Source organism: Clostridium sp. UBA7339, assembly GCF_002470865.1.
Classification (GTDB): Bacteria; Bacillota; Clostridia; order Clostridiales; family Clostridiaceae; genus Clostridium_J; species Clostridium_J sulfidigenes.
On the sequence record NZ_DKPI01000005.1, the window covers coordinates 1 to 15,376 of the forward strand.

A 15,376-nucleotide genomic window follows, 5' to 3' on the forward strand; every position below is an offset into this window, starting at 1 on the left:
TCGATTCCCTTCACCCGCTCCATTTTTTATTTTTTGAGAAGGTGTTTTATAAGGAATTCATATTTTATTTTTGCACCCATAGCTCAGCTGGATAGAGCGCTGGACTTCGAATCCATCGGTGGCAGGTTCAAATCCTGTTGGGTGTACCATGAATGTAGTGATATCGACGATTTCAGTAGATGAAATCGTTGGTATTTTTTTATTTTATTATTAATTTATGATTAATGATGAAATTTACTCAGGAACAACAATATTAGAGGAAATGATAGAGTAAAAAAGTAAAAAATAAGCACTAATGAGTTAAATTAATAGTGCTTATTTTAATATTGAAAGTTATTTTTCAACTGTAATTTCCGTATTATGTTTATTTATCAAATAACAATATAAATTCTTAACAAGAATTTTAACAATGTTATATATAGGAACTGCAAGGAAGGCTGCGAAGAAACCTCCAAAGTATACACTTATGGTAACTACTAAAATAGTTGTCAGTGGATGCATATTCAGTTGGTTACCAGTGATATTAGGGGTTATAACATTGCCTTCTAACTGCTGAACAATAACTGTAAGAATTATTATTTTAAGTACCATACCAAAGCCCATACTTAAGGATATAAGGATAGCTGGAATAATTCCCAGTATTACACCTAAGAAAGGAATAAAGGCAGTTATAAGAGAAAATAGAGATAGAACAAGAGCATTAGGCATTCCGATGATTACATAACCTATAAACATAAGAACTCCGATGACACAAGCAACCATAATCTGTGAAGTAATGTATTGTTTTAATACTGTATCAATTTCATGGAGTATTTTCAATATAATACTTTTAAATTTTCTTGGAAGAAAGGAAGTGAAAGTATTATATATTTTTTTGTCATCTTTAAGTATATAAAACATTATTATTGGTATTAAAATCATCTGAGCTACAAAATTACCTATAGAACTAGCAAATACATATATGTTTTTACTTATGTCTGTAAAAGAATTTACTAAATAGTTAGCGGCTTTTTGAAGTAATTCACCAATATTTAAAAATTCATTAATTTGTGGAAATAAGTAGCTATATTTATCTGCTAAGTTCTGTACGGATTCAATAATAGCTATGGTTAAACTTTCACCTTGAGTAGCTATTATCGATGAAGAATATATAAGCATATATACAATTAATACAATTATCAATAGTATTGAAAGGGCTGTAGCTATTCCACTTGATAATTTCCTGTTTTGAAGAAACCTTTTCACGGGTCTCACTAGATAGTAAAGAAAAATTGCTAAAACTATAGGTATAAACATAGCATTAAGAATTGTAGTTATAGGAGATAGTACAAAATTCATTTTACTGAAGAGTCCTATAGCCAATAGAATTAAATTTATTATTAAAAGAATTTGTATTATTTTAGTAAAATTTTTATTTTTATTCATTTTTTCCTCCTCTAATTTAAAATTTAGAATAATGAAGACTTTGAGATTTATTTAACTATAATTAAGCTAATGTCATTATATACCATAACATAAATGATTAAAAAAATACATGCTAGAAAATTAAAACTAGCATGTTAGTTTTCTAGATTATTTAGTTGTGCAAGGTAGAAAGAATTTTAGGGTATTCTTCATCTACAGCTCTAAATATTATAGAAAGCATTTGGAAAACTAAATCTGCATCAAAGTTATCATTAAATGGTAGGGATACTTTTGCACTTATAATTTCATTATCCTCATAAAAGGATACATATTTATATGTAGAGTTTAATTCATTGAATAAAGCATATAACTTATATTTATCTTGAGCTTTAGATATAGAGGCTATATTAAAGCAGAAGATGTCAGCTAATGTATCATCATCTCTTAATGATATAACAGCTCTTCTATCTTGGCCACCTCCCAGAACTGGTTTAGTAACTCCGTTTATAGTGATCTTTTCAGGAAATGAAAAGATGGTAAATTCATCTACATTGAGTCCTTTGTTTAATGGAAGTCTATGTTCTTCTATATATTTTTCAAATTCTATAGCATTATTTCTCATACTATTTCCCCCTTGAATAAAATTTATATAAATATATTTTTTGAATATTATACATATTATAATGTATTAGTAATTATCTCATAAAAGAGATGGTTAGTAAATAGAATTGTATAACTTATAAGTATATGATTTAAATTATAATTTATTACTAACCTGTGGATAAACTTGGGGATTATGTGGAAAAAAATGTAAAAGCATTAACAGGTTAAGAAATTTTACTCCTTTTAATCTGTTGAACTTTAGATATTAAATAATCTTGAAGTTGACTACAAGTTTCTTTATCCATTTGATTTACACCATCTAGCCTATAGTCTATACTTAAACTCTCATACTTATTTACACCTAAAAGATGATAAGGTAATAATTCTATTTTATCTACATTAGGAATTTCTTCATTTATTATACTAGCTATTTTATCCATATGCTCTAAAGTATCTGTATAACCAGGAACTACCACATGCCTAACCCATACACGAGCTTTAGATTTTCTAAGAGCTGACAAGAATAAGTTAACATCTCGTGTATCCCTACCAGTAAGAGTTACATATCCATCACTATTAATATGTTTTACATCTAATAAAACTAGATCAGTATACTTTAATATTTCATCATAGTCACCATGTCCATAGCCAGCGGTATCAATAGCTGTATGAATACCTAATTCTTTGCATTTTTTTAATAATTCTAATAAAAATTCAGGTTGAACAAGAGGCTCTCCACCAGAGAATGTTATACCACCTCCAGAAGGTTGAAAATATGGTTTAAATCTTATGATTTTATTTATAATTTCTTCAGAAGTGACTTCCTTACCATCTTTTAAGTTCCAAGTATCTGGATTGTGGCAATAAGCACACCTTAATTTGCATCCTTGAAAAAATACTACAGTTCTTATACCAGGACCATCAACTAGGCCCATGCTTTCTATTGAGTGAATTCTACCAGTTTTCATTATAAAGCCTCCTTGCAATTTAAACTAAATAACATAATTAACTTTATACAAAAAATAAATTCTATAATTTCTCTATAAAATTAATTTAAGTTTCTTTAAAAATACTAAATATAGTAGAGATATCTAACTAAGACATCTCTACTATGTTGTTATAATCAATTCTTTTTATTCAGATTACATTGATGCGTGGAAAGTTCTGTTAACAACATCTAATTGTTGTTCTCTTGTTAGTTTAATAAAGTTAACAGCATATCCAGAAACTCTTACAGTCAACTGAGGATATTTTTCTGGATGATCCATAGCATCTAATAAAGTTTCTCTATTAAATACATTTACATTTAAGTGATGAGCATTTTGTCCGAAGTATCCATCTAATAAGTTACTTAAGTTTGATATTCTGTTTTCAGAGCATTTTCCTAAAGCATCTGGAATAATTGAGAAAGTATTAGAAATACCATCTTGAGAATATTCATATGGTAATTTAGCTACAGAGTTTAGAGATGCTAAAGAACCGCTACTATCTCTTCCGTGCATAGGATTAGCACCAGGAGCAAATGGCTCACCAGCTTTTCGTCCGCAAGGTGTTGAACCAGTTTTTTTACCATAAACTACGTTTGAAGTTATAGTAAGCACTGATTGAGTGTGATATGCATTTCTGTATGTTTTGTTCTTTTTAACCTTATTCATCATAGTTTCAACTAAGTATACTGCGATATCATCAACTCTATCATCATCATTTCCGTATTTAGGGAAGTCACCTTGGATTTCGAAGTCTACTGCTATTCCTTGTTCATTTCTAATAGGCTTAACTTTAGCATATTTAATTGCAGATAAAGAGTCTGCACATACTGAAAGTCCAGCTATACCACATGCCATTGTTCTAAATACATCTCTATCATGTAAAGCCATTTGTAAAGATTCATAAGAGTATTTATCATGCATATAGTGAATAACATTCAATGTGTTAACATAAAGTTTAGCTAACCATTCTACCATAACATCGAATTTTTCTATAACTTCATCATAGCTTAAGTATTCAGAAGTGATTTTTTCCATCTTAGGAGCAACTTGTACTCCAGATTTTTCATCTACACCACCATTTATAGTGTATAATAAAGTCTTAGCTAAGTTTACTCTAGCTCCAAAGAATTGCATTTGTTTACCAACTTTCATAGCTGATACACAACAAGCTATAGCGTAGTCATCACCCCAATAAGTTGTCATTAAATCGTCATTTTCATACTGAACAGAGCTTGTATCAATAGATACTTTTGAACAGAAATCTTTAAATCCTTGAGGTAATCTTGTTGACCATAGTACAGTTAAGTTTGGCTCAGGTGATGCTCCTAATGTATATAATGTATTAAGCATTCTGAAAGAGTTTTTAGTTACTAATGTTCTTCCATCTAATCCCATACCACCTATTACTTCAGTAACCCAAGTTGGATCTCCGGAGAATAGGTTGTTATAATCAGAAGTTCTTAAAAACTTTACTAATCTTAACTTCATTACAAAGTGATCTACCATTTCTTGAGCATCTTCTTCAGTAAGAATGCCATTATCGATATCTCTTTGAATATATATATCAATGAAAGTAGAAGTTCTACCAAGAGACATAGCAGCACCATTTTGTTGTTTTATTGCACCAAGATACCCAAAATATAACCATTGAATAGCTTCTTGAGAATTTTTAGCAGGAACTGATATATCAAATCCATAACTAGCTGCCATTGTTTTTAACTCGTTAAGAGCCACTATCTGATCAGATAATTCTTCTCTTAATTGAATAACATCAGCATCTATAGTGCTAACTTCTAAACTTTTCTTTTGTTGAATTTTATCTTCTATTAATCTATCTATACCATATAAAGCAACTCTTCTATAGTCACCTATGATTCTACCTCTTCCATAAGCATCTGGTAAACCTGTTACTATACCATACTTTCTAGCTAATTTCATTTCATCTGTATAAGCATCAAAAACTCCTTGATTATGAGTTTTACGATGTTTTGAGAATATTTCAGAAATCAAAGGGTCAATTTCGTATCCATAAGATTTAGCTGCGGTTTCAGCCATTCTTATTCCACCTTGAGGCATAACAGCTCTTTTAAGTGGAGCGTCAGTTTGAACACCAACAATTTTTTCAAGATTCTTATCTATATACCCTGGGTTATATGCATCTATCTTAGATATGGTTTTAGTATCAACATCTAAAACGCCACCGTTTTCTATTTCTTTTTTAAATAATTCGCTTACTTCATTCCACAATTTGTTTGTAGATTCTGTAGCATCTGTTAAAAATGATGCATCACCTTCATATGGAGTATAGTTAGTTTGAATGAAGTCTCTTACATTAACTTCCTTTTTCCAAGTTTTGCCCTTAAAGCCATTCCATTGAGTAAACATATATAATCCTCCTAAAAAATAATTTTTAATAAAATTAAAGTATAAAACATTTGTTTTATGTACTAAAATTATTAAATAATAATTTAAATTTAAATTTAATTTTATCTCCATCTGTTATAATTGTACAACTATAACAGATGAAAAACAACAGTTTTTTTAATAGGGATAAAAGATTAAAAATTCAGAAAATTCAAACAAGTAAAGGATTAAATTTGCGAAATTTAGTAAAAAAAATAATTGCAAGAAGACATTTAACAATTTTCATTAAAGGTTAATTTGAAGATGAATATAACAGTTTAAATGAAATTTTGAAACAGAGAGAAGTTAATTTGTTGTAAAATGCAATTTCATATATTAAAGCAATAATAAATGGAAACATAAAACAAAAAATAAAGTTGGTTAATATAATTAAATAAATTAATTGTAAATTTAAATTGATTTGGTATAAAAAAATGTTAATTTATAATAAGTTGAGTTATAATAAGTTATGAGAATATAATTATTAATCAAAATGTATAGTCAAATAATAAAGTTAACTATGGAGGTAAAAGCTGTGAGGAAAAAGCCAAGTATGTTTAGTAAGGATTATCGCAGACAGTTAAAGCTGAGGCGTATAAAATATATGATTATATTTTTAATTATAATAATGGTTATTGGGATAACTGGATTAGTTTTTACTAATAGAGAAGGAATAGTGGCTATAAAAAATTTTTTTATTAAAGAAAGTACAGAGGAAAATAACTATAAATCAGAAGAAAATAAGAATAAAACTGAAGAAAATTTTGAAGAGGAAAGTGTTGTAGAGGAAAAGTCTACTAAAACCTATTCAGATGTAGTTCTTAAATCAGGAAAAAAAGTTACTATTAATTATGAAGAAAAAGATCAAGTTAAGAAAATCAACACAATTGATTCAGATTCACAAGTTAAATGTAGTATAGCCCCATCACAAGAAATGATTTTAATTTTAGACAAAGAAGCTCAAGATATGTATATTTTAAATAGTAACGAGAAACTAATAAATATTACCAATGAACAGTACGTATCAACTACTAATGAAGTATTTAACAAGGAAAACGTATTAAAATATAATCCTTCTTATAAATGGGTTGAAAGTGCACAATTTATTGACAATACACATATTGCATATTCTAGTAGCTTGCCTTGGATAAATAACAGTGATGATAAGTATTTGTGGATATATAATATGGAGAGTAATACCCATAGAGGATTTTATAATGTAAAAGGAAAAACTTTTGAAGTGGGACAAATAACAGATAAGGGTCTTACTATATCTTTAGACAATAAGGAAATAGTTGTGGATAAAGATGGTAAAATAGTTGAATAAATATATCATGGGAAAAAGTATTGTACATAATAATAGTATTATTGTATAATTTATTAGGTAATATTTAATTTATTATCATAAATTTAGAGAATGATGATGTATCTGACTAACAGTTAAATAATTAAATGTACTATTTACTTTACTAAATTTATGTTATAATTTTAAGAAATACAGAGTTGGGAATATTAGGAGGAAGAAATAATGAACGTTAAAATGGAGAAGCTAGAAAAAAACGTTGTTAAATTTGAAGTAACAATAGGAGCAGATAAATTTGCAGAAGCTGTTAAAAAATCTTATGCAAAAAATGCGAAAAAATTCAATGTGCCTGGATTTAGAAAAGGTAAGGCTCCAATGAATATAATTAAACAATACTATGGTGAAGGTGCATTATATGAGGATGCTATAAACTACATATATGAAACTACTTATCCAGAAGTATTAGCAGAAAATAATATAAATCCAGTAGATTATCCATCAATTGATATTGTTCAAATTGGTGAAGGTAAGGAATTTATATATACTGCATCAGTACCAGTAGTACCAGAAGTTGAATTAGGTGCTTATAAAGGAATAGAAGCAAAGAAAGAAGTAGTAGAAGTTACAGATGAGGATGTAGAAAATAAATTAAAAGAATTACAAGCTCAAAATACAAGAGTAGAAGTTAAAGAGGGAGCTGTTGAAAAAGGTGATATAGCTGTTATAGACTTCAAAGGTTATGTAGATGAAGTTGCTTTTGAAGGCGGAGAAGCTAAAGATTACGAATTAGAAATTGGTTCAGGTAGCTTTATTGATAACTTTGAAGATCAATTAGTTGGATTAACAGCTGGAGAGTCTAAAGACGTAAAGGTTAATTTCCCAGAACAATATGGAAAAGAAGATTTAAATGGAAAACCAGCTAAATTTGAGGTAACAGTTAAATCAGTTAAGAAAAAAGAATTACCAGAAATAACTGATGAATTTGCTAGTGAGGTTTCAGAATTTGAAACTTTAGAGGAACTTAGAAATAATATAAGAGAAGAATTAGTAAAAGCTAACGAGTTGAAAGCAATAAATGAATATGAAATGGCTGTTATAGAAACTGTAGTAGCTAATGCTAATGTGGAAATTCCAGATGCTATGGTAAATAGAGAATTAGATGGAATGCTACAAGATTTAGAAAATAGATTAAAGTATCAAGGTTTAGATATAGAAAGTTACTTCAAGTTTACAAATACTTCAGAAGCTGACTTTAGAGAACAAATGAAAGATATAGCAACTAAAAATGTTAAAAATGAATTAGTATTAGGTGAAATTGCTAAAGCTGAGAAAATTGAAGCATCAGAAGATGAGATAAGAGAAAAAGCTACAGAGATTGCTAGTAAGTATGGTGAAGCTGAGAAAATGGAAGAAACTGTTGATAGATTAGTTCAAGTTCAAAGAGAATACCTTGGAACTCAAATAGTAAATGAAAAAATTAAGAACATGATAATGGAAAATAGCAAAACTATTTAAGTTAATTAATAATTGCCAGTATATACTGGCAATTATTTTAAATAAAATAGGTTAAAATAATTTTAATGAGGATATAATAGTAAATATTCTAATATATTTACAATAGTAAGGAGGTTGTAATTATGAGTTATATACCAATGGTTGTAGAGCAAACTGGTAAGGGCGAGCGATCTTATGATATATATTCTAGATTATTAAAAGAAAGAATTATTTTTTTATCTGATGAAGTAAATGATGTTACTGCTAGTTTAATTGTAGCACAACTTTTATTTTTAGAGTCAGAGGATCCAGATAAGGATATATATCTATATATAAATAGCCCTGGTGGTTCAATAACTTCTGGAATGGCAATTTATGATACGATGAACTATATAAAGCCAGAGGTTTCTACAATTTGTGTAGGAATGGCTGCATCTATGGGAGCTTTTCTACTTGCAGCAGGACAAAAGGGAAAAAGATATGCGCTTCCTAACAGTGAGATAATGATACATCAGCCGTTAGGTGGATTTAAAGGTCAAGCAACTGACATTGATATTCATGCTAAAAGAATATTAAAGATAAAAGAAACTCTTAATGAAATATTAAGTGAAAGAACAGGCAAGCCTTTAGATAAAATAAAACAAGATGTTGAAAGAGATTATTTTATGTCCGCGGATGAAGCTAAGGAATATGGATTAGTAGATGAAGTAATTGTTAAAAAGAAATAGCTTTAAAGGGGTGTCAACATGCCAAGAAATGAAGAAAAGAAAAAATTTAAATGTTCTTTTTGTGGAAAAAGTGAAGAGCAAGTAAGAAGACTTATTGCAGGTCCAGGTGTATATATTTGTGATGAATGCATCGAGCTTTGTTCTGAAATCATAGTAGACGAAAGAGAAGAGGATGTCCAAATTGACATGGGCACATTACCTAAACCTAAAGAAATTAGAAAGTATTTAGATCAATATGTGGTAGGGCAAGATGATGCTAAAAAGGCTTTGTCTGTAGCAGTGTATAATCATTATAAAAGAATAAATTCTAATGTTATGGATAATGATATAGAACTACAAAAAAGTAATATACTTCTTTTAGGACCAACTGGTTCAGGTAAAACTTTATTAGCTCAAACACTAGCAAAAATGTTAAATGTACCTTTTGCAATAGCAGATGCTACAACACTTACAGAAGCTGGATATGTAGGTGAGGACGTAGAAAATATATTATTAAAATTAATTCAAAACTCTGATTATGATATAGAAAGAGCTGAAAGAGGCATTATATATATCGACGAAATTGATAAGATTGCACGTAAGTCCGAAAATCCATCTATAACTAGAGATGTTTCTGGTGAAGGGGTTCAGCAAGCTTTACTTAAAATTCTTGAGGGAACTGTATCTTCAGTACCACCACAAGGAGGAAGAAAACATCCACATCAAGAGTTTATCCAAATAAATACATCTAATATATTATTTATTTGTGGTGGAGCTTTTGATGGGTTAGAAAAAATTATAACAAAGAGAACTCAAAAATCAGCCATGGGATTTGGTGCAGAAGTGGTTTCTAAGGAAAAACAAGACTTAGGAGAATTATTTAAGCAAATAATGCCTGGTGATTTACTGAAGTTTGGATTAATTCCAGAGTTTGTAGGAAGAATTCCTGTAATAGTAACTTTAGATAATTTAGATGAAGATGCTCTTGTAAAAATATTAAGTGAACCTAAAAATGCATTAGTGAAGCAGTATCAAAAGTTATTAGAAATTGATGATGTTAGACTTGAATTCGATGAAAATGCTCTTATAGCTATAGCTAAAGAAGCAATAAAGAGAAGCACAGGAGCAAGGGGATTAAGAGCAATAATAGAAGATATAATGCAGGAAATAATGTATGAGATTCCTTCACGTGAAGAAATAGAAAAAGTTATAATTCATGAAGAAACTTTAAATACAAAGATTCCTGAATATATCATTGCAGACAATGGAAAGAGAGAACCTTTAAAAATAGATAGTAAAAAGGGTGTAAAGAGAACACCTGAACTTGCATAATATAAAAACTGCTGAAATTCAGCAGTTTTTTCTTGTTATAGAATATTAATCCAATATATTGTGAATAATACTATTGTGACTTAAATAATTAGTAAAGGGAGGGAAGATTAGTTTGCTTATAAAGTAGGCTAATATTGATATGGAACCAGTAGCGATTTTGATTATGCTAATACAACTATTAGTTACAATAGTAATGGGAATTTACTTCTTTAATGCATTAAAGGGACAAAAATCATCTAAGATTACAATTAATAAAGAGAACACTAAAGAAATTGAAAAGCTGAGAAAGTTAAAAAGTATATGTTTGACTGAGCCTTTAACAGAAAAGAGTAGACCTAGAAATTTTGAAAATATAATTGGTCAAGAAAAGGGTATTAAGGCTTTAAAAGCAGCCATATGTGGTCCAAATCCTCAACATGTTATAATATATGGACCTCCAGGAATAGGAAAAACGGCAGCAGCAAGACTTGTATTAGAAGAGGCAAAACTAATTCCAGCTTCACCATTTAAGGCAGCTTCTTCTTTTGTAGAAATTGATGCTACAACTATAAGATTTGATGAAAGAGGAATAGCGGATCCATTAATAGGATCAGTTCATGATCCAATATATCAGGGGGCGGGTCCATTAGGTGTTATAGGAGTACCACAACCAAAACCTGGAGCAGTTACAAAAGCACATGGAGGAGTCCTATTTATTGATGAGATAGGTGAATTACATCCTATAGAAATGAATAAGTTATTGAAAGTTTTAGAAGATAGAAAAGTATTTTTAGATAGTGCATATTATAATAGTGAAGATCCTAATATGCCATCTTATATTAAAGAGATATTTGAAGAAGGATTGCCTGCTGACTTTAGATTAATAGGTGCAACAACTAGAAGTCCAGAAGAAATTGTTCCAGCTATTAGGTCTAGATGTGTAGAAATATTTTTTAGAGCTCTAGATGGAGATGAAATAGAAATAATTGCAAAGAATGCAGCAGAAAAAATTGGAATATCAATAGACGAAGAAGCAGCAAAACTGGTTGGGATATTTGCTAATAATGGCCGTGATGCTGTAAATTTGGTTCAATTAGCTTGTGGAATTGTAATTAATGAAAATAGAAATACTGTTAGTATAAATGAAATACAATGGGTTATTGAGAACGGACAATACTCACCAAAGCCTAATAAAAAGATATGTGCGAAACCAAAGGTTGGTTATGTAAATGGCCTTGCGGTATATGGTTCAAATGTTGGATCTGTAATGGAAATAGAGGCGACAGCAACAAAGGCAAGAGATAGAGAAGGAATAGTAAAAATAACAGGTATTGTTGAGGAAGAGGAATTAGGAGATAAGGGTAGAAAATTAAAACGAAAAAGCACAGCAAGAAATTCTATTGATAATGTAATTACAGTGTTGGAGAGAATGTACAACATAGATACAAAAAAATACGATATACATGTTAATTTTCCTGGGGGAATACCTGTAGATGGTCCTTCTGCTGGAATAAGTATGACTACTGCAATTTATAGTGCAATAACAGGTAGGAGTGTAGATAATAATATAGCTATGACAGGAGAAATATCTATTCATGGTGAAGTAAAGCCAGTTGGTGGTGTTACAGCTAAGATTACTGGTGCTATAAAAGCTGGTGCAAAAAAGGTTTTAATTCCAAAAGAAAATTGGCAAGAAGTATATAAAGATTATAAAGATATAAAAGTAATACCGGTAAATACTATAAAGGAAGTAATAGATGAAGCAATAATAAAAGAACAAATTCTTCATATAAGCGTAGAAAAAAAAGATCAAGGGTTTGAATTGAATATGTTACCACAATTAGATGCTTAAAGCTAATCCCTATAGAAGTTCAATGGATAAAACTTTTATAGGGATTATTTAATTGAAAAATTATATTTTTATAGGTATAATATACTAGTCTAATTATAATTAATACAATAAACACATATCATTTAGATGTTTTATTAAAGTAGGATTTTCTTTTAAACGTTATACTTTACAATAAAAAAGAAAATACTGCTCTGCCCTGAAAGATTCCTGTATAAATACTTTAGGTTGAATTATTAGTTTGAGTAAACTAGATAAGATTTTATAATATGAAATTAAGTAAGATTAAATAATAGATTAGATAGAAATGAGGAGATGTTATGGAGAATCAAATAATGAAACTTCCATTAATTCCCCTTAGGGGATTAAGTATCTTTCCACATATGGCTTTAAACTTTGATATAGGTAGAAAGAAATCTATAGAAGCAATTAATAGAGCCATGGATGAAGATCAGAAGATATTTATAATAAGTCAAAGAGAAGCAACTACTGAAAATCCAACTGAAAAAGATATATATAATGTTGGATGTGTATGTACAATAAAGCAATTTATGAAGTTGCCGGGGAATCACTTGCGAGTATTAGTAGAGGGAGAATATAGGGCTAAGCTTGTAAAATATTTAGATGAAGATGATTGTATAAGTGCAGAGGTTGAAGCTGTTGAAGAGTTGGATATAGAAGATAAAACAGAATCTGAAGGATATAAAAACTCACTAAATGATATGTTTATTAATTACTTAGAATTAGCAGGTGAAGAATTTAAAGATTTAATAGTGGAATTAGAAGCAGAAGAAGATAATAGTGTATACTGCGATGTAATAAGTGCATTTCTACCGGTAAAGGCTGATGTAAAGCAGGAGTTATTAGAAATTATTTCAATAAAAGAAAGAATGGAAAAATTATTAGTTATTCTTAAAAAAGAGATTGAAGTTGTAAAAGTAGAGAAGCTTATAAGTAATAAGGTTAAAGCTAGAGTAAGTGCATCTCAAAAGGAGTATTATCTTAGAGAACAACTTAAGGTAATTCAAGAAGAGCTAGGAGAAGAAGATGAGTTTGGAAGAGAAATAGCTAATTATGAAAAAAAATTAGGGCAAATTAAATTACCTAAAGATGTTAAAACTAAGATAGAATTTGAAATTAATAGACTTAAAAATATTGGGCCTTCATCCCAAGAGGGATCAGTTATAAAAACTTATTTAGACACTATTTTAGGTATGCCATGGAATAAGCTAACAAAAGATAATTTAGACTTAACTAATGCTAGAAAAGTTTTAGATGAGGAACATTACGGACTAGAAGACGTAAAAGAAAGAATTATAGAATATTTAGCAGTTAGAAAAATGAGTAAATCATTAAAGTCACCTATAGTATGCTTAGTTGGACCTCCAGGGGTTGGTAAAACATCTATTGCAAAATCAGTGGCTAATTCACTAGGACGAAAATTTGTAAGAATGAGTTTAGGTGGAGTAAAAGATGAGGCTGAAATTCGAGGCCACAGAAAAACGTATGTAGGAGCAATTCCAGGACGAATTGTATCTGCATTAAAGGAAGTTGGTTACAAAAATCCAGTATGCCTTTTAGATGAAATAGATAAAGTATCAAAGGATTATAAAGGAAATGTAGAAGATGCTCTTCTTGAGGTGCTAGATTCAGAACAGAATAAGACCTTTAGGGATCATTATATAGATGTAGAGTTTGATTTGTCAAAGGTATTATTTATAACTACAGCAAATACTTTAGATACTATATCTAGACCACTATTAGATAGAATGGAAGTAATAGAGGTTTCAGGCTATACTACAGAGGAAAAATATGAAATAGCAAAGAAATATTTAGTACCTAAAGTTATGAAGGAATATTCTGTGGAAGATGGTCAGATTATAGTTAATGAAAGTGCTTTAAGAACTATAATAGATAGATATACAAGAGAATCAGGAGTTAGAAATCTAGAAAGAAAGATAGCTTCAGTAATAAGAAAATCTATAACAGAAATAATGGAAAGTAATAAGAAAAAAATAACTATAAATTCTTTAACTGTTAAGAAGTATCTAGGTTCTGAATTATATAGCTATGATGATTTAGATAAAGAAGATAAAATTGGAGTAGTCACAGGTCTTGCATGGACTGGATATGGTGGTGATACGCTTCCCGTAGAAGTAGCAGTAATGGAGGGTGATGGTAAACTTCAACTTACAGGTCAACTAGGAGATGTAATGAAGGAATCAGCTAAGGCAGGTTACAGTTATATAAGGGCTCATTGTGACATGTATGGTATAGATAAAGAATTTTATAAAAATAAAGATATACACATTCATATACCAGAAGGAGCTATTCCAAAGGATGGTCCATCCGCTGGAGTTACTATGGTTACAGCTATGGTTTCTGCTTTAAGTAACAGAAAAATAAAATATTCAGTAGCTATGACAGGAGAAGTTACTTTAACTGGTAGAGTATTACCTATAGGGGGACTAAAAGAAAAAAGTCTAGCTGCTTACAGAATGGGAATAAAAACTATAATTATTCCTAAAGCTAATGAAAAAGACTTAAAGGATATACCAAAAGTTATAAAAAATAAAATAAAGTTTATACCAGTAGAAAAAATTGAAGATGTATTGAAGAATGCACTAGTTGGAGAAGATAAAAATGGAAATTAAACAAGCGGAATTTAAAACTTCGGCTGTAAAGCCCACCCAATATCCAGAAGATGGAATGTGTGAAATTGCCTTTGTTGGTAGATCTAATGTAGGAAAGTCTTCACTTATTAATACTTTAACAAACAGAAGAAAGTTAGTAAAGGTAAGTGGTACACCTGGCAAAACAAGACTTATAAATTTCTTTACTATAAATAATAAGCTATACTTTGTGGATTTACCTGGATATGGATATGCTAAAGTGTCAAAAAGCGAGAAGGCTACTTGGGGAAAAATGATGGAACAATATTTAATAAATAGGCCAGAATTGAAAAAAGTAGTTATTTTAGTGGACTGTAGGCATAAACCAACTGGTGATGATATAATGATGTATGAGTGGATTAAGCATTATGGTTATGAAGTTATAGTTGTAGCAACTAAAAAAGATAAGTTAACTAAAAGTGAATTACAGAGGAGTGCTAAGGTAATAAAAGAAACCTTAAAGCTTGGAAAAGAAGATAAATTATTGTTCTTCTCTTCTTTAAAAAAGGAAGGAAAAGAAGAATTACTTGAGGAAATATTTAAAGACTTAGGACTTGAATAAAATAAAGGGTTATTGATTAGAGAAATCAATGACCCTTTATTTATGATATAATAATATTGATTTACTTTTAAACATATAA

At 29.6% G+C, this 15,376-nt stretch carries 11 protein-coding genes and 1 tRNA gene; 8 read left to right on the top strand and 4 right to left on the bottom strand.

The window, feature by feature from the left end:
* The first annotated feature begins 72 nt into the window (after nucleotides 1-72).
* Nucleotides 73-149: transfer RNA gene (locus B2S02_RS03070), tRNA-Arg, on the top strand.
* 184 nt (nucleotides 150-333) lie between these two features.
* On the opposite strand, the gene B2S02_RS03075 is transcribed toward B2S02_RS03070, so the two are convergent.
* From B2S02_RS03075 to pflB, 4 genes are all read right to left on the bottom strand, one after another.
* Complete coding sequence (locus B2S02_RS03075) at nucleotides 334-1,425, bottom strand: AI-2E family transporter (protein WP_346849254.1); 1,092 nt, start codon at nucleotides 1,423-1,425, stop codon at nucleotides 334-336.
* 151 nt (nucleotides 1,426-1,576) lie between these two features.
* Entirely contained in the window at nucleotides 1,577-2,026 is a 450-nt protein-coding gene (locus B2S02_RS03080; protein ID WP_035135659.1) for a YbjN domain-containing protein, read from the bottom strand.
* A gap of 205 nt (nucleotides 2,027-2,231) precedes the next feature.
* The gene (gene pflA / locus B2S02_RS03085) at nucleotides 2,232-2,975 is read right to left on the bottom strand and encodes a pyruvate formate-lyase-activating protein (protein ID WP_346920281.1); all 744 of its coding nucleotides are present in this window, start codon (nucleotides 2,973-2,975) and stop codon (nucleotides 2,232-2,234) included.
* 174 nt (nucleotides 2,976-3,149) lie between these two features.
* Entirely contained in the window at nucleotides 3,150-5,381 is a 2,232-nt protein-coding gene (gene pflB / locus B2S02_RS03090) for a formate C-acetyltransferase (RefSeq protein ID WP_346920282.1), read from the bottom strand.
* Between the two features lie 553 nt (nucleotides 5,382-5,934).
* Here pflB and B2S02_RS03095 point away from each other — a divergent pair.
* From B2S02_RS03095 to yihA, 7 genes are all read left to right on the top strand, one after another.
* Nucleotides 5,935-6,726, top strand: coding sequence for a hypothetical protein (locus B2S02_RS03095; protein WP_346920283.1), 792 nt, complete (start codon nucleotides 5,935-5,937; stop codon nucleotides 6,724-6,726).
* Nucleotides 6,727-6,927: 201 nt separating this feature from the next.
* The gene (gene tig, locus B2S02_RS03100; RefSeq protein ID WP_346877825.1) at nucleotides 6,928-8,217 is read left to right on the top strand and encodes a trigger factor; all 1,290 of its coding nucleotides are present in this window, start codon (nucleotides 6,928-6,930) and stop codon (nucleotides 8,215-8,217) included.
* Nucleotides 8,218-8,339: 122 nt separating this feature from the next.
* Nucleotides 8,340-8,924, top strand: coding sequence for an ATP-dependent Clp endopeptidase proteolytic subunit ClpP (clpP, locus tag B2S02_RS03105; protein WP_035135664.1), 585 nt, complete (start codon nucleotides 8,340-8,342; stop codon nucleotides 8,922-8,924).
* An 18-nt stretch (nucleotides 8,925-8,942) separates the two neighbouring features.
* Nucleotides 8,943-10,235 carry an ATP-dependent Clp protease ATP-binding subunit ClpX gene (clpX, locus tag B2S02_RS03110; RefSeq protein ID WP_346869358.1) on the top strand — a complete coding sequence of 431 codons (1,293 nt, stop codon included), beginning with the start codon at nucleotides 8,943-8,945 and terminating at the stop codon, nucleotides 10,233-10,235.
* A gap of 139 nt (nucleotides 10,236-10,374) precedes the next feature.
* Nucleotides 10,375-12,066, top strand: coding sequence for an ATP-dependent protease LonB (gene lonB / locus B2S02_RS03115; protein ID WP_346877824.1), 1,692 nt, complete (start codon nucleotides 10,375-10,377; stop codon nucleotides 12,064-12,066).
* Between the two features lie 317 nt (nucleotides 12,067-12,383).
* On the top strand, nucleotides 12,384-14,717 hold the full coding sequence (gene lon, locus B2S02_RS03120) for an endopeptidase La (protein WP_346920284.1): 2,334 nt from the start codon (nucleotides 12,384-12,386) through the stop codon (nucleotides 14,715-14,717).
* The gene (gene yihA, locus B2S02_RS03125; RefSeq protein ID WP_150844424.1) at nucleotides 14,707-15,297 is read left to right on the top strand and encodes a ribosome biogenesis GTP-binding protein YihA/YsxC; all 591 of its coding nucleotides are present in this window, start codon (nucleotides 14,707-14,709) and stop codon (nucleotides 15,295-15,297) included. Before lon ends, yihA begins: the two co-directional genes overlap by 11 nt.
* The last annotated feature ends 79 nt before the right edge of the window (nucleotides 15,298-15,376 follow it).

Excerpts from the sequence above, each read along its gene's own strand:
- yihA (WP_150844424.1), top strand. The coding sequence starts at position 14,707 with ATGGAAATTAAACAAGCGGAATTTAAAACTTCGGCTGTAAAGCCCACC.
- lon (WP_346920284.1), top strand. The coding sequence starts at position 12,384 with ATGGAGAATCAAATAATGAAACTTCCATTAATTCCCCTTAGGGGATTA.
- pflB (WP_346920282.1), bottom strand. The coding sequence starts at position 5,381 with ATGTTTACTCAATGGAATGGCTTTAAGGGCAAAACTTGGAAAAAGGAA.
- tig (WP_346877825.1), top strand. The coding sequence starts at position 6,928 with ATGAACGTTAAAATGGAGAAGCTAGAAAAAAACGTTGTTAAATTTGAA.
- clpX (WP_346869358.1), top strand. The coding sequence starts at position 8,943 with ATGCCAAGAAATGAAGAAAAGAAAAAATTTAAATGTTCTTTTTGTGGA.
- pflA (WP_346920281.1), bottom strand. The coding sequence starts at position 2,975 with ATGAAAACTGGTAGAATTCACTCAATAGAAAGCATGGGCCTAGTTGAT.
- lonB (WP_346877824.1), top strand. The coding sequence starts at position 10,375 with ATGGAACCAGTAGCGATTTTGATTATGCTAATACAACTATTAGTTACA.
- B2S02_RS03080 (WP_035135659.1), bottom strand. The coding sequence starts at position 2,026 with ATGAGAAATAATGCTATAGAATTTGAAAAATATATAGAAGAACATAGA.
- B2S02_RS03075 (WP_346849254.1), bottom strand. The coding sequence starts at position 1,425 with ATGAATAAAAATAAAAATTTTACTAAAATAATACAAATTCTTTTAATA.
- clpP (WP_035135664.1), top strand. The coding sequence starts at position 8,340 with ATGAGTTATATACCAATGGTTGTAGAGCAAACTGGTAAGGGCGAGCGA.